We start from the raw sequence: 22,470 nt of genomic DNA on the forward strand, positions 1-22,470 counted from the left end.
TGGACACGTTAGCCCGCGTGTGGGTCGGCTTCGTGACATATCCGCGAACTTGTCAACACATCGACACACCGGTCATCCAGCCGTGACCTCGCAGATCACAGGGCCCACAGCTCACCCGAGAGCCACGGCACCGACGACCGCCACCAGGAGCAGCGCGAGCAGCAACAGGACCGCGTACAGCAGGAGACGGCCGTGCGGGCGGAGCGCCGGGTCCGGGTCCGGCCGGTCCCACCACGGGAGGGTCGGATCGTCCTCGTACCCCTCGGGCTCCCCGGCGCCCGGCGGGCGGTCCGGCGCGGCCGCCGGGCGCGGCCAGGCCTGGACGGCGAGTTCCCAGCGCACGGCGTGCCGTTCGGCGTCGGCGCCGGCCAGGCCCGCGACCCGGCACAGCGCGACGACGGCCTGGCGGGGCGGCGGCTGCACAGCGTTGAGATAGCGCTGCCAGGAGGACTTGCTGTACGCGGTGCGGGCGCCCAGCGCGACCAGGCTGAGGCCGGTGTCGTCCTTGATGAGCCGCAGTTGCTCCACGAAGTGCCGTACCTCCGGCGGGAGCCCCTCCGGCAGCGGCTGCCAGCCGCCCATCACACACCTCCACGGCTTGCCTCGTTGCCAGTTCGTTGCCAGTTCAGAGCGGGTGACGACGGGCGGCGGCCGGACGGTTCCCGCAGGCAGTGGCAGTGCGGGCGGCCCGTAGCGGAAGTGTCACCTCTCTGCCACAGCCGACGGACAGCCGTTGAACAGCCGCCGCCCGACGGGAAGGCTGATTCCGGACGGCGGTCCGTCCTGCTCGGGGGAGGGGACGGACCGCCTTTCGGCCAGTCTTCGGGCAGCCGTACGGCCGGATCGCCGACGGATCGCCGACGGTTGGCGGCCCGGTCAGCGGTCGGTCGGCGGTCAGTCGGCCGGTCCGCCCGGGGTCACCAGACCCGTTTCGTACGCCACCACCACCGCCTGTGCGCGGCTGCCCAGGTCGAGCTTGGTCATGGTGCGGTTGAGGTGGGTCTTCACGGTCGCCTCGCTGATGTAGAGGCGGTCGGCGATCTCCAGGTTGGACAGACCGCGTGCGGTGAGCCTGAGGACCTCGATCTCGCGGGAGGTCAGCACGTCGAGGTCGGGCGGCGGTCCGGCGTCGGGGCCGGGCCCGTGCCGGTGGGCGAAGGCCTCGACCAGGCGCCGGGTGACGCTGGGCGCGAACAGGGCGTCACCGCCGTCCACCGCGGTGACGGCGGCCAGCAGCCGTTCGGGGCCGGAGTCCTTGAGGAGGAACCCCGAGGCGCCAGCGCGCAGCGCGCCGTACACGTACTCGTCGAGGTCGAAGGTGGTGAGGACGAGGACACGGGGCGCGGGCCCGGCCGCCTGGGCGAGGATGCGCTCGGTGGCCTCGATGCCGTTGACCCCCGGCATCCGGATGTCCATGAGGACGACGTCGGGCCGGGTCTCGGCGGCCAGCCGCACCGCCTCCGCACCGTCCCCCGCCTCCCCCGCCACCTCGAACCCGGGGGCCGCCTCCAGCAGGCCCACCAGGCCCGCACGGATGAGGAACTGGTCGTCGACCACGAGCACTCTGGTCATCCGGTACGGTCGTCCCCCCGCCGTGCGAGTGCGGCCGAGGTCGGCAGGGTCAGCTCGACCGCGAAGCCGCCCTCGGAGCGTGGGCCGACACTGATCGCCCCGCCGTAGAGCTTGGCCCGCTCACGCATACCGATCAAGCCATGTCCGGCGCCCGTTCGCATTCTGTCCGGATTCACCCCCTCCCCGTCGTCGAGGACGGACACGGACAGCTCGTGGGGCCCGTACCGGAGCAGCACGCGCGCGTGGGCGCGGCCGGCGTGCTTGAGGACGTTGGTGAGCGCCTCCTGGACGACGCGGTAGGCGCACAGCTCGACACCGGGCGGCAGCGGCCGTGGCGTGCCCTCGACCCCGAACTCGACGGGCAATCCGCCGGCCCGCACCCGGTCGACGAGCTCGGCCAGCCGCTCCAGGGTCGGCATGGGAGCGCGCTCGGCGGCCCGCGGGTCCTCGTCCCGGAGCACCTGGAGCATGCGGCGCAGCTCGTCCAGGGCCTCCCCGCTGGTGTCGGCGATGGTGCCGAGCGCGCCGCGCGCCTTTGCCGGATCGGACTCGAAGACGAAGCGGGCGAGCCCCGCCTGCACGGAGATCACCGACATGTGATGGGCGACGACGTCGTGCAACTCCCGTGCGATCCGCCCGCGTTCCTCGACCACGGCCCGCCGCGCCCGCTCGGTCTGCTCGGCCCGCAGATGCCGGGTGAGCGCGGCGGACCGCTGCGCGAGATGCCCGAACCAGACCAGCACCGAGGAGTACAGCAGTGCCTGCGTGACGACGGACGGCATCGAGGAGTCGTCGGTGACGAGCCCCGCGTACAGCCACATGCCGGTCATGCAGGCCGCGCAGCCGACGGCGACCCGGACCGGCCGTACCGAGGCGATCGTGTACAGCGCCAGCATGGAGCCGAAGGTGCACACCACGGGCCAGAAGCCGAGGCTGACATAGGCGACCGAGGCGCCCTGCATGACGGCGAAGACCGCGACCGGCCACCGTCCGCGCAGGGCGACGGGCAGCTGCGCAAGCCCGATCAGCGCGTACGCCCGCGCGTCGAGCTGCGGCCAGCCCTGGGCGGGCGACTCCCGCCCCAGCAACACGGCCATCACGACCGTCATGCACGCGATCAGCGTGTCGACGACGAGTGGGGGCGGCTGGCGCGGTCGCATCGCCGCAGCGTAACGCCGGGCTCGGGGACGACGAGTCATCCGCCGGGCGTACCGCGGAAGTTGTAGGGGGTTCAACCTGGGGTGGGATTCGCGGACGGGCCCGGTTCCCTACCTTCGAACCCGGGGGGGGACGGCCCGCACCCACCGGGGGAGGTGCGGGCCGCAGGGAAAGGGGACGTGCCCGCGGGTCAGGTGCCGGCGGGAGTCCCGTCGCGCAGCCTGCCGATGTAGTTGTAGACGGACGCGCGCGAGATCCCCAGCCGGCCGGCCAGCATCGGCACGGCACGGCGGAGCTGGAAGACCCCCCGTTCGTCGAGGGTCTTGAACACCGACAGCCACTCGGCCGTGGCGAGGTGCGTCAGCGGCTTGCCCAGCTGCCCCTCGACCTCGGCGAGCACCGACTCGATGACGGTCTCCGCGTCGCTGCCGAAGGTGACCGGCTGCGGTTCCGGGGCGGTGGCCTCGCCGTTCTCGCCGATGACCTCGTTCAGCAGCATCGACGACATCCGCAGCTGCGTCACGTCGAGGTTGATGCAGAGGGCACCCGTCACCCTGCCGTCGGCGAGGCGCAGCAGCATCGTGGTCGACTTCATGACCCGCCCGTCGGGCAGCCGGGTCACGTAGTTGAGCTTGTCCTCGGCCGCCTCGCCCTGACGGAGCAGCGACAGCCCGATCGCGCTCATGGGCGACCCCACCTCGCGGTGCGTCACGTCGCCGGTGATCGCGACGACCGAGTGGTCCCCGCGCCGGAAGTCGTGCAGGACGACCTCGCAGATCCGCCCGAACGTGGCCTGGATCCCGGGCACCAGCTGCCGGGCGGTGGCCAGCACCCGGTCGGCCTCGGCGTCGGCCTCGGCGGACCAGGACACGGGGCTGGTTTCGCTGTCCATCATGTTCCTCCGCCTCGACGGTGCCGTCGTTTCGAAGATAGCCGGGCACCCCGGGCGCGGCTCGGACCAGGTGGCTCCCGGCTGCTGGTCCTCGACTACAGCTGACGTACGGGCGTTCGCGGTGGCCGGCACCACTGCGAACGCCGACCTATCAGCGCCCCGCGCATCAGCGCCCCGATAGGGCGCGGGGAACTGCGCGACCAGCCCCCACCCACCCGCGCCCAAACCCGCTAGCTCTTCATCGTGAAATGCAGCGTGTCCTTCAGATACGGGATCACCAGCCACGGCTTCGGCTGCGCCATCAACGCCAGCAGCACGATCGCCAGCCCCAGCACCCCGTACGTCACGATGTCCGTGAACCGCGACCGGACCGCCAGCATCCCGACGCTCGGCAGTATCCACCGCATCACCGCCCCGGCGAGCAACGCCGCCCCGACCAGCAGCGCACCGACCCGGAACTGGTCCAGCGAGGTCAGCAGCAACCCGACCCCGACGGTCGCCAGAACGACCAGCATCGGCCACTGCCGGGCCGGCGCCGGCAGATCCCCCGACGCGGCCCTGCCGCCCCCTTCGGGGCGTGCCGTGTCCCGGGTGAACAGCGGGAAGCGCCGGGTCGTCCGGCGCGCCCCGCCGGCCTCACTCCCCCGCACCGACACTGCGCTCCGCCGCCTCGACCACGTTGACGAGCAGCTGCGCCCTGGTCATCGGCCCGACCCCACCGGGGTTCGGGGAGATCCAGGCGGCGACCTCGGCGACCCCGGGGTGCACATCGCCGACGATCTTGCCGTCGGCGTTGCGGGAGACACCGACGTCGAGGACGGCGGCGCCCGGCTTGACGTCCTCGGGGCGGATCAGGTGCGGGGAACCGGCGGCGGCCACGATGATGTCCGCGCGCTTGAGGTGCGAGGCGAGATCCCGCGTACCGGTGTGGCACTGCGTCACCGTCGCGTTCTCGCTGCGCCGGGTGAGCAGCAGCGGCATCGGGCGCCCGATGGTCACGCCACGGCCGACGACCACGACCTCGGCGCCCTTGATCTCGACGCCGTACCGGCGCAGCAGGGTGAGCACGCCGTTGGGGGTGCAGGGCAGCGGCGCCGGCTCGCCGAGCACCAGCCGGCCGAGGTTCATGGGGTGCAGGCCGTCCGCGTCCTTGTGCGGGTCCATCAGTTCCAGGATGCGGTTCTCGTCGATGCCCTTGGGCAGCGGGAGCTGGACGATGTAGCCGGTGCAGGCGGGGTCGTCGTTGAGCTCGCGGACGAGCGCCTCGATCTCCTCCTGGGTGGCGGTGGCCGGGAGTTCGCGCTGGATGGAGGCGATGCCGACCTGCGCGCAGTCGCGGTGCTTGCCGGCGACGTACTTCTGGCTGCCGGGGTCGTCCCCGACGAGGATCGTGCCGAGGCCGGGCGTGACGCCCTTCTCCTTCAGCGCCGCCACGCGGGCGGTCAGATCGGACTTGATCGCGGCTGCGGTGGCCTTGCCATCGAGAATCTGGGCGGTCATGGGTCCATCCTCGCGGATGCCGGTCTCCCGGTTCCAGTCGGGTGTGCGGTCATGATCAATGATGTTGCACTTGCACAACACATCGCTAATCGGACTGGACAACACCCCGCACGTACTTAACGATGAGCGCGCAGTATCGCGGTCCGGTGGGGGGCAAAACCGCTCAGTTCATGACGTACCTCCGTCCTTGTCCGCGTCGTCCCCGCAGGTCAAACGGAGGAAACCCGTCATGAGTTTCGGCGCGCCCAACAACCCCTACGGCCAGCCGCAGGACCCCCAGCAGGGTCAGCCCGGCTACGGCTACCCGCAGCAGCCCGGCTACCAGCAGGCCCCGCAGGGCGTGCCGCCGCAGCAGGGCTACGGCTACCCCCAGCAGCCGGGCTACCCGCAGCAGGGCGGTTACGGCTACCCGCAGCAGGGTTACGGCGCGACGCCGCCGTACGCGAACTGGGGTCAGCGTTTCGGCGGCACGATCGTCGACGGCCTGGTCTTCCTGGTGCCGTACATCATCGTGATCGTCGGCAGGAACAACGCGGCGATCAGGGCGATCGGCGTCCTCGCCATCCTCGGCGTCGCCATCTGGCAGCTGATCATGGAGGGCCGCACCGGCCAGACGGTCGGCAAGAAGGCGCTGGGCATCCGCCTGGTCAAGGAGGCCACCGGCCAGCCGATCGGCGTCGGCATGGCCTTCGTGCGCCGTATCGCGCACTTCCTGGACAGCCTCGCCTGCTACCTGGGCTGGCTGTGGCCGGCGTGGGACGCCAAGCGCCAGACGTTCGCCGACAAGGTCTGCGGCACGATCGTGATCCGCAGCAACTGAGCGGTCGCTCCGGTACTCCAAGGGCCGTGTCCCCGCACAGGGGGACACGGCCCTGGTGTTTGCGTCTTTTACGCGGCGGCTCAGTGGAAGAAGTGCCGCGTGCCGGTGAAGTACATCGTCACGCCCGCCTTCTTCGCGGCCTCCACGACGAGTTCGTCACGGACCGAACCGCCCGGCTGCGCCACGGCCTTGACGCCGGCCGCGGTGAGGATCTCCAGACCGTCGGGGAACGGGAAGAAGGCGTCGGAGGCGGCGTAGGAGCCGCGCGCCCGCTCCTCCCCCGCCCGCTCGACGGCGAGCTTCGCGGAGTCGACGCGGTTGACCTGGCCCATGCCGACGCCGACCGAGGCGCCGTCCTTGGCGAGCAGGATGGCGTTGGACTTCACCGCCCGGCAGGCCTTCCAGGCGAAGGCCAGCTCCGCCAGCTCCGCCGCGCTCAGCGCCTCGCCGGTCGCGAGGGTCCAGTTGGCCGGGTCGTCGCCGTCGGCCTGGAGGCGGTCGGTGACCTGGAGGAGGACACCGCCGTCGACGGGCTTGACCTCGACCGGGTTGGCGGGGGCGCCCGGCGCCTTCAGCACCCGGATGTTCTTCTTCCTGGCGAGGGCCTCCAGGGCGCCGTCCTCGTAGTCGGGCGCGACGATGACCTCGGTGAAGATCTCCGCGACCTGCTCGGCCATCTCCTTGCTGACCGGCCGGTTGACGGCGATGACCCCGCCGAACGCCGACAGCGGGTCACAGGCGTGCGCCTTGCGGTGCGCCTCGGCGACGTCCGAACCGACCGCGATGCCGCAGGGGTTGGCGTGCTTGATGATCGCGACGCACGGCTCGTCGTGGTCGTACGCGGCACGGCGCGCGGCGTCCGTGTCCGTGTAGTTGTTGTACGACATCTCCTTGCCGTGCAGCTGCTCGGCCTTGGCGAGGCCGCCGCCACTGGCGTCGACGTAGAGCGCGGCCGGCTGGTGCGGGTTCTCGCCGTAGCGCAGGGTGTTCTCGCGCTCCCAGGTGGCACCGAGGAAGTCGGGGAACTGCGACTCGTCGACGGGCGCGTACTCGGAGGCGAACCAGCTCGCGACCGCCACGTCGTAGGACGCGGTGTGCTGGAAGGCCTCGGCGGCGAGCCGCTTGCGGGTGGCGAGGTCGAAGCCGCCGTCGGCGACCGCGGCGAGGACGTCGGCGTACCGCGCGGGGCTGGTGACGATCGCGACCGAGGGGTGGTTCTTGGCGGCGGCACGGACCATGGAGGGGCCACCGATGTCGATCTGCTCGACGCACTCGTCGGGCGTGGCACCGGAGGCGACGGTCTCGCGGAACGGGTAGAGGTTGCTGACCACGAGGTCGAACGGCTCGACACCGAGCTCTTCGAGCTGCTGCCGGTGGTCCGCCAGGCGCAGGTCGGCGAGGATGCCGGCGTGCACCTTGGGGTGCAGGGTCTTGACCCGGCCGTCCAGGCACTCCGGGAAGCCGGTGAGCTCCTCGACCTTGGTGACGGGGACACCCGCGGCGGCGATACGGGAGGCGGTGGAGCCGGTGGAGACGAGCGCGACACCGGCCTCGTGCAGTCCGCGGGCGAGCTCCTCGAGCCCGGTCTTGTCGTAGACGCTGACGAGCGCGCGCCGGATGGGCCGCTTGTTGCTCTCGGCGGTGGCGGTCACTGGATAACTACCTTTCGTCCCTCAATGCGATAGCCGTTGCGGGCGATCCGCCCCACGACCTCGACGAGCAGCCTTCGCTCGACGTCCTTGATGCGCTCGTGCAGAGCGCTCTCGTCGTCCTCGTCCCGGACCTCCACCACGCCCTGAGCGATGATCGGTCCGGTGTCGACGCCGTCGTCGACGAAGTGGACGGTGCAGCCGGTGACCCTGGCGCCGTACGCGAGCGCGTCCCGTACACCGTGGGCCCCGGGGAAACTGGGGAGCAGGGCGGGATGCGTGTTGACGGTCCGCCCGCCGAACCGCGCCAGGAACTCCTTGCCGACGATCTTCATGAACCCGGCGGAGACGACCAGGTCGGGTGCGTGGGCGGCCACGGCGTCGGCCAGCGCCCGGTCCCACTCCTCGCGGGTCCCGAAGTCCTTCACCCTGGTCACGAAGGTCGGGATCCCGGCCCGCTCGGCACGCGCGAGCCCCTCGATGCCGGCCCGGTCGGCGCCTACGGCGACGACCTCGGCGCCGTAGGCCTCGACGCCGTTCTCGGCGATCGCGTCGAGGAGCGCCTGGAGGTTGGTGCCGGATCCGGAGACCAGCACGACGAGGCGCTTGGCCACGGGCTTGGCGGCCACGGCGGGGCCCTTTCTCGGGGGAGCGTCGGTACGGCGGCCGGCCTCGTCCGCGCTTTGTACATTCGTACGAGTGCTTCGCGCCCCGGGATACGGGGAAGTCTACGAAGCGGCCGACCGTCAGCAACGATACCGGCACACCGGGCGGCCCCCACGGGACGGGGGCGTGGCCGGAAGGTAGCGTCTGGTTAGGTACCGAGGCGGGAACGCGTCCGGGATACGGCGCGTTCACGAGGTAGGCGGTCGTTTCGGCTGCCGTGCCGATCACCCGCAGCCGTCCGTAGCCGTATCCACCCGATCCATCAGCTCTGTTCTGTTCAACTTGATCTAGGGGAAGACGCTCATTTGATGCCGGACCGCAGCCTGGGACTTCGCATGCTCCCCCCGCAGTCGGTACAGGGAGGCACGCGCGCTGCCGTGCTGCTGCGGGAGCGGCCGGCCTCGCCGCCGGACGCACCCTCGGACCGGCCGAAGGGCGACCAGCAGGACGACCAGCAGGACGACAACCCCTTCGCCCCGCCGCCGGAGGGCACCCCGGACACGCCCTGGCGGCCGCGCCGCCCGGCCGGTGACGACGACCGGCAGGCGCCGTGGGGCAGTCAGTGGAGCGACCGCCAGCCCGGCCGGCAGCCCGGCGGCTTCGGCAACCGTCCCGACCGCGGCCCGGACGACGGCGGTCAGGGCGGTCCCGGCGGGCCCGGCGGCCCCGGCATGCGCTGGGACCCGACCGACCCGGCCCAGCGCCGGGCGCGGTACGCCCTGCTGTGCGGCATGTGGGCCTTCCTCTTCGCGCTCTTCAGCTGGCCGTACGTGGCGCTGCTGCTCGGCGCCCTGGCCGTCTACTGGGGCGTGAGCGCGCTCCGCGCCAAGCCCCGCACCCCCGACGAGGCCGCCACCGGCCGCCCCCAGACCACGGCGGCGATCAGCGGCCTGGTCACGGCGTCCCTGGCGCTGGCCCTGGTGGCGGCCAACTTCACGGCCCAGATGGTCTACCGCGACTACTACACGTGCGTCACCGACTCCCTCACCAACGAGGCCAAGCAGTCCTGCGACCACCTGCTGCCGCAGGAGCTGCGCGGGGTCCTGGGCAGCGGCAACAGCTGACGGGACGACCGGCGGGAGTCAGGGGCCGTCGGTCTCCTCGGCCGCCGGTTCGGACAGCTTCTGCAACGCCGCCCAGCGGGCCTTGCGTGCCGCCTCGTCCTCCCAGGTGCCGGCCAGCGGGTCGGCGGGCAGCGCGTCGTGCGGCTCGGCCGGCAGCGCCTCGTACCGCTCGGACGCGTCGCCGTCGCCCTGGTCGGGCAGCAGCCCGACGATCACGAACGAGGCCGGGGCCGAGGCGGAGCCGGGGACCTGCGCGGAGACCTGGGCCGAGGCGGAACCCGGCGTCTGGGCGGAACCCGGGGCCGGGGCGACCGGCGTACGGCTCTCCTTCTCCGCGGCCGGGCTTCCCGCCGGATTCCGCCTCGCGAATCCCAGCCAGGCGGCGAGTGAGGCGGCGCCCGCGCTCCGCCATGTCCGCAGTCCCAGGGCTCCCGGTACGGCCACCGCGAGGAGCCAGGCGCCGGTCGCCGCGCCCGTCTGCCACCAGAGCGGGCCGAAGCGGGTGAGCGCGCCGACGCCCAGCGGGCCGCCGGCCAGCTCGGCCAGCGCCGCGAGCAGCACCGCGCACAGCAGCGCCGCCAGCGCGGCCACCCCGGCCGTGCGCCCGGCCGGCCAGCGCCGCTTGGCGGCCCGCGCCGCCACGAACCACGCCACCGTCAGCCCGGCAGCCACCGGTACCACCCCGGCCAGCCAGTTCACCGGAGTTCCGGGACCGTGCCGCGGCACCGCCGCCAGCAGCGGGAAGGGCGGGAGCAGCGGGGCCGGAGCCGAGGCCAGGGGGTTCACGAGATGCCCGGCGCCGAGCGCGAAGCCGGGGCCCACGGCATACGACGCCGACCACACCGCCGCGTTCGGGATCAGCGCGACGCAGAGCAGCAGGACCGCGCACCGGCCCGACCAGCCTTCCGTCAGCTGGAGGAACGACGCCCGTGCCGCGTCGCCGTGCCCCACCAGCGACACCGCCAGCAGCAGCGTCCCGCCCCCGAAGAACACGGCCGTCCCGGCCAGGGCCGCGCGCAGGGCCGTGGCCCACCGCACCCGCGTGTCCCGCCCCAGCAGCCGTCGCCGTACCGCTCCCGGCAGCATCGGCACCAGGCTCAGCAGCGGTTCACGCGGACGGCCGTACGCCGTCCACACCCCCGCGCCCGCCGCGGCCGCCGCGAGCAGCGGCAGACACACCGCCACCCAGGCCCACTGGGGCCGCAGTTCGCCGCCGGACGCGTAGAGCGCGGCACAGCCGCCGATGCCGAGGTAGCCGGCGACGACCCCGGTCCACGCGGTATGGGCACGCACCGGCGGCGGTGCGTCGGCCTCGGCGTCGGCGTCGGTGCCGTCGGGTGCGTCCACCGCGTCCCGCGCGCCCCGGTACACCAGCAGCGCCGGCAGTGCGAGGAGCAGCAGCGGCGTCACCCCGACCGGGGCCGGGACCCCGGACAGCGTGTCGGTGCGGACCAGTTCGACGCCGTGGGCGAGCAGCCACAGCGCGGCCGCGACGTGCAGCGCGCCGCCCGGACCGCTGTCGGGGTACGGCGAGCTGACCCAGAGCGCGATCGCCAGTACGGCGAACGAGCCCAGCCCGAGCCCGGCCGCGAGCGCACCGGCCGCCAGGCTGGCGCCCAGTCCCGGGGAGCGGTCGCGCACCCGGTCGCGCACCCGGTCGAGCAGAGGTGCCAACGACGGTCGGCGGGACGACAACGACGGCCGGCGGGCGGTCTTCCGAATCACGACCGCCATGCTCCCAACGACACGCGCTTTCCCGTCGTAACCGGCGAACAGCCGAAGTGTCGCCCAATATATGTTTATGTGTTTTTTCGTAGGGAGGTGTGCGCCATGACGCAGAGCCCTGCCCGTGCCGACGAGGCCGGCCCGTCCCCCGCCCTGACGCCCGCTCAGGCCTTCGACGCGCTCTACGCGTTCTGCGCCCCGGCCCTGGTCCGGCAGACCTACCTGCTCACCGGCCGCCGGGAGCTGGCGCAGGAGGCCGTCGAGCGGGCCTTCCAACTCGCCTGGCAGAACTGGCCGCAGGTGGCCCGGGACCGGGACCCGGCCGGCTGGGTACGGGCGGTGGCGCACGAGTGCGCGCTCTCCCCCTGGCACCGGTTCCGCCTGCGCTACCGCCACCCCGAACCCCCGCCGGCCGACGCGGCCGACCGCGCCCTCCTGGACGCGCTGCTGAAGCTGCCGCCGACGTACCGCCGCACGCTCCTGCTGTACGACGGCGTCGGCCTCGACCTGCCGGAGACCGCGGCGGAGACGGAGGCGAGCACGCCTGCGGCGGCCAACCGGCTGACCCGGGCGCGGCGGCTGGTCGCCGACCGGGTGCCGGAACTCGCCGACCCGGCCGCGCTGCACCGGCGGCTCGCCGAACTGGCCTCGACGGAGCGGCTGCGGGCGTCCCAGCCGCCCGCCGTGCGGACGTACGCCGAACGGCAGAGCCGCTTCTGGACCCGGTCCGCAATCGCCTTCACGGCGACGATCATCGCGGCGACCACCCTCACGCTGCGGACGGCACCGACGCACTACGAGGCCCCGGTCGGCCCGGCCCAGGCGATCAGCGGGGTACCGGCGGAGGTGGGGCTGGGGCCGTTGTCCGCCGGGGAGCGGGCGCTGCAGGCGAAGCTGCGGAAGTCAGCCGAGAACGGACCGGAGAGGTTGGTGCCGGTGGCGAGATAGCGGGGCGCCCCTGACAACGTAACTGCGGGCAGTCGTGCCGCTGGGGCGGCACGGGTGGGCGCAGTGGCACCCCGCCAGCGCGGGCGAGCGAAAACGCCGGTAGGCCCACCCCCACCCCGGGGACGGGCCTACCGGCGTTCAGTCACGCAGCTGTTCAGCCGGCCAGGATCTCGCGGGCCAGCTTCGCCGTCTCGGTCGGGGTCTTGCCGACCTTGACGCCCGCGGCCTCCAGGGCCTCCTTCTTCGCCTGGGCGGTGCCCGACGAACCGGAGACGATGGCGCCGGCGTGACCCATGGTCTTGCCCTCCGGCGCGGTGAAGCCCGCGACGTAGCCGACGACCGGCTTGGTCACGTTCTTCGCGATGAAGTCCGCGGCCCGCTCCTCGGCGTCGCCACCGATCTCACCGATCATCACGATCAGGTCGGTGTCGGGGTCGGCCTCGAACGCGGCGAGCGCGTCGATGTGCGTGGTGCCGATGATCGGGTCGCCACCGATGCCGACGGCGGTCGAGAAGCCGATGTCACGCAGCTCGTACATCATCTGGTACGTCAGCGTGCCGGACTTCGAGACCAGGCCGATACGGCCCGGCTTGGTGATGTCGCCCGGGATGATGCCGACGTTGGACTGGCCGACGGTGATGATGCCGGGGCAGTTCGGGCCGATGATCCGGGTCTTGTTGCCCTTCTTGCCGGCGTACGCCCAGAACGACGCCGAGTCGTGCACGGCGATGCCCTCGGTGATCACGACGGCCAGCGGGATCTCGGCGTCGATCGCCTCGACGACCGCGTCCTTGGTGAACTTCTCCGGCACGAAGATGACCGAGACGTTGGCGCCGGTGGCCTCGATGGCCTCCTTGACGGTGCCGAAGACCGGTACCTCGGTGCCGTCGAAGTCGACCTTCTGACCGGCCTTGCGCGGGTTCACGCCGCCCACGACGTTGGTGCCGTCGCCCAGCATGAGCTTGGTGTGCTTCATGCCGGTGGCGCCCGTCATGCCCTGGACGATGACCTTGCTGTCCTTGTTGAGCCAGATAGCCATGGTGTGTTTGTCCTCGTCCTGTGTGCTTACTTGGCGGCGTTTGCCAGCTCGGCGGCCTTGTCGGCCGCGCCGTCCATGGTGTCGACGCGCTGCACCAGCGGGTGGTTGGCGTCCGTGAGGATCTTGCGGCCCAGTTCGGCGTTGTTGCCGTCGAGGCGGACGACGAGCGGCTTGGAGACGTCCTCGCCGCGGTCCTCCAGGAGCTTCAGGGCCTGCACGATGCCGTTGGCGACCTCGTCGCAGGCGGTGATGCCGCCGAAGACGTTGACGAAGACCGACTTGACGTCGGGGTCGCCCAGGATGATCTCCAGGCCGTTGGCCATGACCTGGGCGGAGGCGCCGCCACCGATGTCGAGGAAGTTGGCGGGCTTGACGCCGCCGTGGTTCTCACCGGCGTACGCGACGACGTCCAGGGTGCTCATGACGAGACCCGCGCCGTTGCCGATGATGCCGACCTCGCCGTCGAGCTTGACGTAGTTGAGGTTCTTCTCCTTGGCGGCGGCCTCCAGCGGGTTGGCCGCGGCCTTGTCGTGGAGCTCCGCCCAGTCCGCGTGGCGGAACTCGGCGTTGTCGTCCAGCGACACCTTGCCGTCGAGGGCGATGACGTCACCGGAGGCGACCTTCGCGAGCGGGTTGACCTCGACGAGGAGGGCGTCCTCCTTGATGAAGGTGTCCCACAGCGTGACCAGGACGTCGGCGACCTTGTCGGCGACCTCGGCCGGGAACTTCGCCGCGGCGACGATCTCCTTGGCCTTGGCCAGGTCCACACCGTCGATCGGGTTGATCGGGGTCTGGGCGACGGCGTCCGGACGGGTGGCCGCCACCTCCTCGATCTCCATGCCGCCCTCGACGGAGGCGATGGAGAGGAAGGTGCGGTTGGCACGGTCGAGGAGGAAGGAGACGTAGTACTCCTCAAGGATCTCCGGGGCCGTCTCGGCGATCATCACCTTGTGGACCGTGTGGCCCTTGATGTCCATGCCGAGGATGTCCGTCGCCCGGGCGACGGCCTCGTCCGCGGAGGCGGCCAGCTTGACGCCACCGGCCTTGCCGCGGCCACCGACCTTCACCTGCGCCTTGACGACGGACTTGCCGCCCAGACGCTCGGTGATCGCGCGCGCCGCCTCAGGCGTGTCGATGACTTCACCGGCCAGCACCGGTACATCGTGCTTGGCGAAGAGGTCCCTCGCCTGGTACTCGAACAGGTCCACGCGCTTCCGTCCCTATCAGTGATCTCGCGGTTCGTTGGATGCGTGGGCGTGCCGCGAAGGGCAACGTGACGTCCGCATGTGTCACAAGGGGGGCGCACACGGTGTCCGAGCGCGCGGCATGTCCGTCTCGCAGATTATCGCCGCTCGCTGGGGGTCTCTAAATCGGGAGTCACACCTGAGCGGTGATACCTGTCACATGATGCCGGGTATCCCTGGTTTTCGTGGCACGGCGTGCCGCCTTACGTGTGATGTGCGAGGCCTCACCGGGCTGGGGTTGACCCGGTGAGGCCTCAGGTCCCGAGGATTTCCGGTCCTCGGGCCGGGCAGCCGCACCCCGCCCCACAGGGGAGGGCCGGCCCGAACCGTGGGATTTCCGGCCGGACGGACCGACGGCATTCGGCCGCCCGCACCGAGCCACCCACGGAGTCACGGAAAGCCGGTCACGCGGGCCTAGGCCCCGCGGCCAGCCTCCGGGGTCGTGGCAGTACCGGCCGAGGGGTGGGGGAGGTGGCCGGGGGCGGTGTCCATCAGCATGGTCGCCGCGCGGTTCTGGAGGGCCTGGGCGTGAGCTCGGGCGACAGCCTGCGCCCTGGCCGTCGCCGTCGCGGCGCGGGCCGCACGGGCGCCCTGGATGGCCTGGGTGCCGCGGATCCGGGCGGCCCTGGAACGGTCGATGTACTCGTTCATGCGTATGTCAGTCCTTCGGGGCTCCGGCGCGTTCGCCACGCGCACAAGAAGCCGGGAGAGCTTCCGTGAGACCGGAAGCACGGCTGGGGACATCGCCGCCCGGAGCGCTCGGCAGGGGAACCGAGACGTGCTCACGGAGTCCAGAAGGGGGATCCGCAAGGGTCCGGACGGGCGGGCAGACCTGTTCCGCCCCCGCGCGACAGGTCTGTGGCGGGGAAGGTGGTCGCCGGTCCTAGCCGGGGAAGAGGGGGATGTCCCGGTACCTGTCCCGGGTCCCGGCCGCGTCGAGGCGCGCGGCGGCACCGGGCACGAGCCTGAGCGGCGCCCGGTCGGCGAAGGTCACGACGTGCGCGTCACCGTGCCGGGAGGCCGTGCCGTCGACCGCCGCCTTGCCCAGCACGCCGTCCGGGTCCCCGGCGGGCGCGCGGTGCGCGGGTGCGTCGGCGGCGCGGGCGGCACGGTGGCCGCCGACGTGCACCGCCCTGTCGGGCGTCAGCGTCACGGCGGTGATCCGCGGCCCGTACGACACGACGGCGGTCGCCGCCGCTGCCGTCTCCGTACGGGACGTCTTGTGCCCGGTGTCGTGCGTGACCGGTGTCCGCGACTGCGCGGGACCGGGCGCAGGCTCCGGCGTCACCGGTGCCGGGGCCGACTCGACGGGCGGCTCGGAGACGACGGGAAGCTGCGGCACCTGCACCACGGGCAGCTCCGTCACCTGCCGCACCGTCTCGACGAGCGTGTCGGTCAGGGCCGTGGTGACCGGAGTGGTCACCGTGCCGGTCACGGACCGGACGACTTCGCCGACGCTGTCCACCACCGGCGCCACCGCCACGACAGGCACCACCGGCACCGCCCTGGTGACGGGCTTCCGCGTCTCCGGCACCCGACGAGGCGTCACCACGTCCCGCAGCGGCACCTTCTGGGTCACGACCGACGTCGGCGACGGAGTCGAGGGCGCGCCCTCGGCCGCCTGCGCCTGCTGCCCGCAGAGGAAGCCGAGCGCGAGCAGTCCGCCGACCAGCAGCGCCAGTTGCAGCGCACGCCGCCCCGGCGCCGTACGCAACACGCGCACGGCGGCACCGGGCAGAACTGCTGGCGAGGTCAAGACGGGGAGGACCCTCCCGTGCGGCGGAACAGAGCAGAGGTGGCCCAACGGCGTGAAGGCCGGTGAAAGACCAGTGGAGACTTCGATCCTTGCACGGGACTCCCGAGGTTGCGCAAGCCCCTCGTTACCGATGGGTAGTCATGTCCGTTTTGACCACCGGTGCCGTACATCGCCGAGTCGACAAGTCACCCTCCGCCCCTCCTCCCGGGCGCGGCATCACACGGTGTCCGGCACCGGAATCGGCCGCTTCTCGATCGCCGCCGCCATCACCTCGGGGAAGAGATCGGGCGTGCAGGCGAACGCCGGTGCCCCCAGCGCGGCGAGCGCGGCCGCATGCTCCCGGTCGTACGCCGGGGCCCCCTCGTCCGACAGCGCGAGCAGCGCCACGAACTGCACCCCCGACGCCTTCATCGCCGCGACCCGCTTCAGCATCTCGTTCCGTATGCCGCCCTCGTAGAGGTCGCTGATGAGGACGACGACGGTCTCCGCCGGCCGGGTGATCTGCGACTGGCAGTACGCCAGCGCCCGGTTGATGTCCGTACCGCCGCCGAGCTGGGTGCCGAACAACACGTCCACCGGGTCGTCGAGTTGGTCGGTGAGGTCGACCACCGCGGTGTCGAAGACGACGAGCCTGGTGTCGATCGACCGCATGGACGCCAGCACCGCCCCGAACACCGAGGCGTACACCACCGACGCGGCCATCGACCCGGACTGGTCGATGCAGAGCACCACCTCCTTCTTCACCGACTGCGAAGCCCGCCCGTACCCGATCAGCCGCTCCGGCACGATCGTCCGGTACTCGGGCAGGTAGTGCTTGAGGTTGGCCGCGATGGTGCGGTTCCAGTCGATGTCGTGGTGGCGCGGCCGGGTGATGCGGGCGCTGCGGTCGAGAGCGCCGGTGAGGGTGGCCCGGGTGCGGGTGGCCAGCCGCTTCTCCAGGTCCTCGACGACCTTGCGCACGACCGCCCGTGCGGTCTCCTTCGTCGTCTCCGGCATCGCCTTGTTGAGCGAGAGGAGCGTGCCGACCAGGTGCACATCGGCCTCGACCGCCTCCAGCATCTCCGGTTCGAGCAGCAGCGAGGCCAGCCCGAGCCGGTCGATGGCGTCCCGCTGCATGACCTGGACGACGGAGGACGGGAAGTACGTCCGGATGTCCCCGAGCCAACGCGCCACCGACGGCGCCGACGCCCCGAGCCCCGCCGAACGGTCCCGCCCGGACTGCGGTCTGTCCCCCTTCCCGTACAGCGCGGCCAGCGTCCCGTCCATCGCCGCGTCCTGCCCCGACAGCGTGCACCCGGTCCCGTCGGCGGCCTCGCCCCCGAGCACCAGCCGCCACCGCCGCAGCCGCTCCTGCCCGGGATCACCGAGTCCGGCGTCGGCGCCGACATCCGTCGCGTCCGTCACATCCGTCGCGTCCGTGGTCATTTCCCCGCCCCCACAAGGTCGTTGTCCGGTTCCGCTGCGTCTTTCCCTTCGTCTTCCGCTTCGTCGAGGCCGAGCAGCAGGCGCAGCACCGGCAGTACGGCGTCGGCGCGCCCGGCGTCCGCCTCGGCGCCGAATCCCGGTGTCCCGCCGATTCGCGCCGCCCCCTGGAGCCGCTCCCCCGGGCCGCGGCGCACCAGTTCGCCGATCGTCCGGCGCACCCCCGGCTCGTACACCGAGAACGTCCGCCGCAGCAGCGGGAGCACGTCCGTGAACGCCGCCGCGGGCACCCCGGTCAGCCAGGCGTCGACCAGGCCGAGCAGCCGCTCGTCGTGCACGAGCAGCATCCCGCCCCCGCCGCTGCCGCCGACGAACCCCTCGATCCAGGCGGCCGCGTCCGCGGGCGGGGTCCCCGGCGAGAGCACCAGCCCCATCAGCCGCGCCGCCTCCTCGGGCTCCAGCTCCCCCTCGTCCAGCAGGATCCGCACGGCCCGCCCGCGCAGCACCCCGGGCACGGTCTCCCGCCCGGACAGCGTGCGCAGCACCGCCCGCCAGCGGCCCCGCAGGTCACGGCCGCCGGAATCGGCCCCCGCCCCCGCCCCCGCCGCCGTTCCGGGCTCCCCGAGGAGTCCCACCGCCGTGTGCACGGCGTCCACATGGCCGCGCATCTCGTCGGCCGCGTCCGCGTCCAGGGCGACGCAGGCCGGCGGGAGTCCGACGAAGACCCGCTCGGCGAGGCCCGCGGCGACCTCGGCGAGCGCCTCGGTGTCGGTGCTCCGGACGTCGCCGTAGCGCAGGGAGCGGACCAGGGCCGGGAGGGCCTGGGCGAGTTGGCCGACGTCCGTGTCCAGCGCGGCCCGGTCGGCGAGCGCCCGCATCACCACTGGCAGCGCCTCCGGCAGGCTCGCGAGCAGGCAGTGCTCGGCGAGACCGGTGACCTCGGCGAGGGCGCTCGCGTGCACCGCGTCGGCCTCGGCCCTGGCCGTCGCCGCGCCCTCGACGGTCGTCCCCCACACCCCGGCCTCTGCCACCCGCACCGACAGCTCCGGCTCCCAGCGCAGCCGCCAGGTCTCCCGGAACGTCCCCGTGCTGCCCCGGGACTGCGCGGGCTCGCCCCAGCCGACGCCGAGCAGCCGCAGCCGGTGCAGCAGCCGGCTGCGCCCGGCGTCGGTCTCCTTGCGCAGGTCGAGTTCCAGCTCCCGCTCCAGCGCCTCCGGCCTGAGCCGGAGCCGGCGCTGCTCCCGGGCCAGGTCCCGCTGCAACGGCACCGCGGGCGCCGCCTCCGGCACCTCCCCCAGCACGTCCCCGACCACCAGCCGGTCGTGCACCAGCGCCAGCGGGACGTCCGAGCCCTCGCACAGCACCGCCCGCACCGCGTCGGTCGTCTCGCCGAGGCCGGGCAGCGGGCGGCCGCGCATCACCGCGAGGGTCTCGGCCAGCCGTACCGCCTCGATGACATGGGCCGAGGAGACGATCCGGTCCTCCTCGCGGAGCAGTCCGGCCACCTTGGTGAGCCACCGCTCCACCGGCCGGTCCGGGGCCCGGAACAGATGTCCGTACCAGCCCGGCGAGTCGATGCCGGCGCCGTAGCCGCTCGCCCGGGCCAGCCGCCGGTTGGTCCACGGCACCCAGGTCATGTCGGTCCTGACCTTGGGCAGGCCCTTCAGGAGCTCCCGGTCGGCGGCGACGGTGCTCTTCGCGCGCAGCGCCGGCACATGCCACGCCCCGCACACCACCGCGACCTGCTCCCGGAACTCCCGTTGCGCGGCGCGCAGTTGGAGCCGCATGTACGCCTCCCGCACGGGGTCCCGGTCGCGCCCGCCGACCCCGTAGGTCTCCCGCAGCGCCTCCATCGCCTCCGCCACCGCGGCGAACGGCGCGAACGCGTCCCGCTCCCCGGCCCCGCCCCGGTGCTCGACGACGTCCTCCCACCAGCGCTCGGGATCGTCGTACCCGGCGGCCTCGGCGAGGGCGGCGAGCGGGTCGACGCGCATCCGCCGCCCGCCGTCGGCACCGTCATCCGGTTCGCACGGGTCCTCGTGCCCCTCCCACGCCAACGTGTGCGTGGCCGGCAGGTCGATGAAGCGGGCCGGGACCTCGTGCTCCAGAGCCCAGCGGACGGCCACCCACTCGGGGCTGAAGTCGGCCAGCGGCCAGAACGCCGAGCGGCCGGGCTCGTCCACGGCGTGCGCGAGGAGGGCGACCGGGGGCCGCATCTCCGGGTCGGCGGCGAGCGGGATCAGCGCGTCGGCCTCCGGCGGGCCCTCGATCAGGACGACCCGCGGCCGGGCGGCGTCCAGGGCGGCCCGCACCGCCCGCGCGGAGCCGGGCCCGTGGTGCCGTACCCCCAGCAGCAGCGGCCCGGGCGGCCTCCCCCCGGTGTCGCTCATACGCTCACCTCGCGGCAGGCGCGGTAGAAGTCCTTCCAGCCGTCCCGCTCGCGGACGACCGTCTCCAGGTACTCCTGCCAGATGACCCGGTCGGCGGCCGGGTCGCGGACGACGGCGCCGAGGATGCCGGCCGCGATGTCACCGGCCCGCAGCACGCCGTCCCCGAAATGGGCGGCCAGGGCGAGGCCGCCCGTGACGACGGAGATCGCCTCGGCCGTGGAGAGTGTGCCGCTCGGCGACTTGAGCTTGGTGCGGCCGTCTGCGGTGACGCCGTCGCGCAGCTCGCGGAAGACGGTGACGACCCGGCGGATCTCCGCGATGCCGTCGGGCACGGCCGGCAGGTCCAGGGAGCGGCCGAGCTGGTCGACGCGGCGCGCGACGATGTCGACCTCGGCGTCCGGGCTCTCCGGCAGCGGCAGCACCACGGTGTTGAAGCGGCGGCGCAGGGCGCTGGAGAGGTCGTTGACGCCCCGGTCGCGGTCGTTGGCGGTGGCGATCAGGTTGAAGCCGCGGACCGCCTGCACCTCCTGGCCCAGCTCGGGAATGGGCAGGGTCTTCTCGGACAGGATCGTGATCAGCGTGTCCTGCACGTCGGCGGGGATCCGGGTCAGCTCCTCGACTCTCGCCGTCATCCCCTCCGCCATGGCCCGCATGACCGGGCTCGGCACGAGAGCGTCCCGGCTGGGGCCGTGGGCCAGCAGCTGCGCGTAGTTCCAGCCGTAGCGGATGGCCTCCTCAGGCGTGCCGGCCGTGCCCTGCACGAGGAGGGTCGAGTCACCGCTGACGGCGGCCGCCAGGTGCTCGGAGACCCAGGTCTTGGCGGTGCCTGGCACGCCGAGCAGGAGCAGGGCACGGTCGGTGGCGAGGGTGGTGACGGCGACCTCGACGATGCGGCGCGGGCCGACGTACTTCGGTGTGATCACCGTGCCGTCCGGCAGTGTTCCGCCGAGCAGATAGGTCGCCACCGCCCACGGAGACAGCTTCCAGCGGGCCGGTCGCGGCCGGTCGTCCTGCGCGGCCAGCGCCGCCAGTTCGGCGGCGAAGGCGTGCTCGGCGTGCGGTCGCAGCGCGCCCTCGGTGGTCGTCGGGTCGGTCGGTTCCACGGACACAGTCATGGCTGAGGCCCCCTCCAGCTCGGCCGGTTCGGATCTGGTGTCCACCGTGCACCACGCCACTGACAATCGCTCTGACCTGCACAGACGCGCCCGCCGGGGCGATTGTCAGTGGCGGGATCTACCTTCGATGGCATGACTCAGCAGGGGGTGCGCTGGAGTGCGGACCAGGTGCTGGCCTTGGCGCCTGACGCCGCGTCACGCAAGGCGGGAAGCAGACTCGGAGCGGCCGGACCGTGGTCCGGGGCGGGGAGTTGCGAGGAGGGGACGGTATGGGGACTGTGCAAGGGCAGCGGCAGCAAGCCGTACCAGACGATCGTGGACATCGCCGATCCGGCGGGTCCGGCCTACAAGTGCAGTTGCCCGAGCCGGAAGTTCCCCTGCAAGCACGCCCTCGGACTGCTTCTGCTCTGGGCGGGCGAGGACGAGTCGGTGCCGGCCGCGCAGGAGCCGCCGGACTGGGCCGAGCAGTGGATCGCGGGCAGACGCGGGCGTGCGGAGGACAAACGGGCGGCGGGCGGCGGGAGTTCCCCGGCCGCCGCTGATCCAGCGGCGGCCCGGCGCCGGTCCGAGAAGCGGGCCGAGCGGATCACGGCGGGCGCCGGCGAGCTGGAGCAGCGCCTGTCCGACCTGCTGCGCGGCGGCCTGGCCGCGGCCGAACAGGCGGGGTACGGGCTGTGGGAGGAGACGGCGGCCCGCATGATCGACGCCCAGGCCCCCGGACTGGCCGCGCGGGTGCGGGAGTTGGGGGCGATACCGGGCTCCGGTCCGGGCTGGCCGGTGCGGCTCCTCGAGGAGTGTGCGCTGCTGCACCTCCTCGACCAGGGCTGGCTGCGCCGCGACCGGCTCCCGGCGGGCCTCGCGGCCACGGTCCGCTCCCGGGTCGGCCTGCCCGCCCCGGCGGACGGCCCCCCGGTGCGGGACCGCTGGCTGGTCCTCGCCCAGTACGACACCGGTGACGCGAAGCTGACGACCCGCCGGATCTGGCTGCACGGCGCCGACTCCGGGCGTACGGCACTGCTGCTCTCCTACGGCGCGGCCGGCCGCGCCCCCGAGCTGGCGCTGCCGGTAGGCCTCGCCCTGGAGGCGGAGCTGTCCGCCTATCCGGGCGCGGGGCAGCACCGGGCGGCGCTGGGTGAGCGGTTCGCCGCACCGGCGCCCCTGTCGGCACGGCCGCCAGGCGTGCCGACCGAGCGGGCGGCGGCCCGGTACGGGGAGGCGCTGCGTGACGACCCGTGGCTGGAGTCGGTGCCGGTGACGCTGGACCGGGTGGTGCCGGTCCAGGACGGCGACTCCTGGCAACTGGCCGACGCCGAGGGCGAGTCCGCGCTGCCGCTGGCTCCCGCCGCCCGTTCCGGGCCGGACCTGTGGCGGCTGGTCGCGCTCTCGGGCGGCGCCCCGGTCACGGTCTTCGGCGAGTGCGGCCACCGCGGCTTCACCCCGCTGACGGCCTGGCCGGAGACGGCGGGCGAGGCGGTACCGCTGTGCTGACCCGGCCGGCCCCACCCCCGAA

Annotated in this window: 20 protein-coding genes; 4 read left to right on the top strand and 16 right to left on the bottom strand. The window is 73.0% G+C overall.

Translation table 11 applies throughout. The annotated features are described in order from the left end of the window. Nucleotides 1-111 precede the first annotated feature (111 nt). From ACWGKQ_RS06105 to ACWGKQ_RS06130, 6 genes are all read right to left on the bottom strand, one after another. Entirely contained in the window at nt 112-582 is a 471-nt protein-coding gene (locus ACWGKQ_RS06105; RefSeq protein WP_453290662.1) for a helix-turn-helix domain-containing protein, read from the bottom strand. Nucleotides 583-894: 312 nt separating this feature from the next. After that, nucleotides 895-1,572: a response regulator gene (locus tag ACWGKQ_RS06110; protein WP_453290663.1), complete on the bottom strand. Its 678-nt coding sequence runs from the start codon at nt 1,570-1,572 to the stop codon at nt 895-897. Beyond that, entirely contained in the window at nt 1,569-2,732 is a 1,164-nt protein-coding gene (locus ACWGKQ_RS06115) for a sensor histidine kinase (RefSeq protein ID WP_453290664.1), read from the bottom strand. Before ACWGKQ_RS06115 ends, ACWGKQ_RS06110 begins: the two co-directional genes overlap by 4 nt. A 188-nt stretch (nt 2,733-2,920) precedes the next feature. Then, the gene (locus tag ACWGKQ_RS06120; RefSeq protein WP_453290665.1) at nt 2,921-3,625 is read right to left on the bottom strand and encodes a helix-turn-helix transcriptional regulator; all 705 of its coding nucleotides are present in this window, start codon (nt 3,623-3,625) and stop codon (nt 2,921-2,923) included. Between the two features lie 227 nt (nt 3,626-3,852). Continuing rightward, on the bottom strand, nt 3,853-4,278 hold the full coding sequence (locus ACWGKQ_RS06125; RefSeq protein WP_453290666.1) for a DUF3017 domain-containing protein: 426 nt from the start codon (nt 4,276-4,278) through the stop codon (nt 3,853-3,855). Continuing rightward, nucleotides 4,259-5,122 carry a bifunctional methylenetetrahydrofolate dehydrogenase/methenyltetrahydrofolate cyclohydrolase gene (locus ACWGKQ_RS06130; RefSeq protein ID WP_453290667.1) on the bottom strand — a complete coding sequence of 288 codons (864 nt, stop codon included), beginning with the start codon at nt 5,120-5,122 and terminating at the stop codon, nt 4,259-4,261. The genes ACWGKQ_RS06125 and ACWGKQ_RS06130 overlap by 20 nt, the downstream gene beginning before the upstream one ends. Nucleotides 5,123-5,351: 229 nt before the next feature. Between ACWGKQ_RS06130 and ACWGKQ_RS06135 the strand changes: the two genes are divergently transcribed. Continuing rightward, the gene (locus tag ACWGKQ_RS06135; protein WP_453290668.1) at nt 5,352-5,942 is read left to right on the top strand and encodes an RDD family protein; all 591 of its coding nucleotides are present in this window, start codon (nt 5,352-5,354) and stop codon (nt 5,940-5,942) included. Nucleotides 5,943-6,022: 80 nt separating this feature from the next. Here the strand turns inward: ACWGKQ_RS06135 and purH are convergent, their stop codons facing one another. Then, nucleotides 6,023-7,594: a bifunctional phosphoribosylaminoimidazolecarboxamide formyltransferase/IMP cyclohydrolase gene (gene purH / locus ACWGKQ_RS06140; RefSeq protein WP_453290669.1), complete on the bottom strand. Its 1,572-nt coding sequence runs from the start codon at nt 7,592-7,594 to the stop codon at nt 6,023-6,025. Then, a complete protein-coding gene (purN, locus tag ACWGKQ_RS06145; RefSeq protein ID WP_350788185.1) occupies nt 7,591-8,220 on the bottom strand; it encodes a phosphoribosylglycinamide formyltransferase in 630 nt (209 codons plus the stop codon). Before purN ends, purH begins: the two co-directional genes overlap by 4 nt. Nucleotides 8,221-8,565: 345 nt before the next feature. Between purN and ACWGKQ_RS06150 the strand changes: the two genes are divergently transcribed. Continuing rightward, a complete protein-coding gene (locus ACWGKQ_RS06150) occupies nt 8,566-9,321 on the top strand; it encodes a hypothetical protein (RefSeq protein WP_453290670.1) in 756 nt (251 codons plus the stop codon). Between the two features lie 18 nt (nt 9,322-9,339). On the opposite strand, the gene ACWGKQ_RS06155 is transcribed toward ACWGKQ_RS06150, so the two are convergent. Continuing rightward, a complete protein-coding gene (locus tag ACWGKQ_RS06155) occupies nt 9,340-11,055 on the bottom strand; it encodes a cell division protein PerM (RefSeq protein ID WP_453290671.1) in 1,716 nt (571 codons plus the stop codon). Nucleotides 11,056-11,151: 96 nt separating this feature from the next. Between ACWGKQ_RS06155 and ACWGKQ_RS06160 the strand changes: the two genes are divergently transcribed. Next, on the top strand, nt 11,152-11,994 hold the full coding sequence (locus tag ACWGKQ_RS06160; RefSeq protein WP_453290672.1) for an RNA polymerase sigma factor: 843 nt from the start codon (nt 11,152-11,154) through the stop codon (nt 11,992-11,994). A gap of 154 nt (nt 11,995-12,148) precedes the next feature. On the opposite strand, the gene sucD is transcribed toward ACWGKQ_RS06160, so the two are convergent. From sucD to ACWGKQ_RS06195, 7 genes are all read right to left on the bottom strand, one after another. Continuing rightward, a complete protein-coding gene (gene sucD / locus ACWGKQ_RS06165) occupies nt 12,149-13,033 on the bottom strand; it encodes a succinate--CoA ligase subunit alpha (protein WP_046733150.1) in 885 nt (294 codons plus the stop codon). A gap of 26 nt (nt 13,034-13,059) precedes the next feature. After that, complete coding sequence (gene sucC / locus ACWGKQ_RS06170; protein ID WP_391373125.1) at nt 13,060-14,241, bottom strand: ADP-forming succinate--CoA ligase subunit beta; 1,182 nt, start codon at nt 14,239-14,241, stop codon at nt 13,060-13,062. Between the two features lie 450 nt (nt 14,242-14,691). Further along, nucleotides 14,692-14,928, bottom strand: a complete 237-nt coding sequence (locus ACWGKQ_RS06175; protein WP_453290673.1) for a hypothetical protein — start codon at nt 14,926-14,928, stop codon at nt 14,692-14,694. A 232-nt stretch (nt 14,929-15,160) separates the two neighbouring features. After that, nucleotides 15,161-16,000, bottom strand: coding sequence for a hypothetical protein (locus ACWGKQ_RS06180; RefSeq protein WP_453290674.1), 840 nt, complete (start codon nt 15,998-16,000; stop codon nt 15,161-15,163). Nucleotides 16,001-16,249: 249 nt separating this feature from the next. Further along, nucleotides 16,250-17,458 carry a VWA domain-containing protein gene (locus ACWGKQ_RS06185; RefSeq protein WP_453290675.1) on the bottom strand — a complete coding sequence of 403 codons (1,209 nt, stop codon included), beginning with the start codon at nt 17,456-17,458 and terminating at the stop codon, nt 16,250-16,252. Further along, the gene (locus tag ACWGKQ_RS06190; protein WP_453290676.1) at nt 17,455-19,845 is read right to left on the bottom strand and encodes a DUF5682 family protein; all 2,391 of its coding nucleotides are present in this window, start codon (nt 19,843-19,845) and stop codon (nt 17,455-17,457) included. The genes ACWGKQ_RS06185 and ACWGKQ_RS06190 overlap by 4 nt, the downstream gene beginning before the upstream one ends. Further along, the gene (locus tag ACWGKQ_RS06195; RefSeq protein ID WP_453290677.1) at nt 19,842-20,960 is read right to left on the bottom strand and encodes an ATP-binding protein; all 1,119 of its coding nucleotides are present in this window, start codon (nt 20,958-20,960) and stop codon (nt 19,842-19,844) included. The genes ACWGKQ_RS06190 and ACWGKQ_RS06195 overlap by 4 nt, the downstream gene beginning before the upstream one ends. A gap of 132 nt (nt 20,961-21,092) precedes the next feature. Here ACWGKQ_RS06195 and ACWGKQ_RS06200 point away from each other — a divergent pair, with 132 nt between their 5' ends. Next, complete coding sequence (locus tag ACWGKQ_RS06200) at nt 21,093-22,448, top strand: SWIM zinc finger family protein (RefSeq protein ID WP_453290678.1); 1,356 nt, start codon at nt 21,093-21,095, stop codon at nt 22,446-22,448. Nucleotides 22,449-22,470: the final 22 nt, after the last annotated feature.

The organism is Streptomyces sp. NPDC054770 (assembly GCF_053611985.1).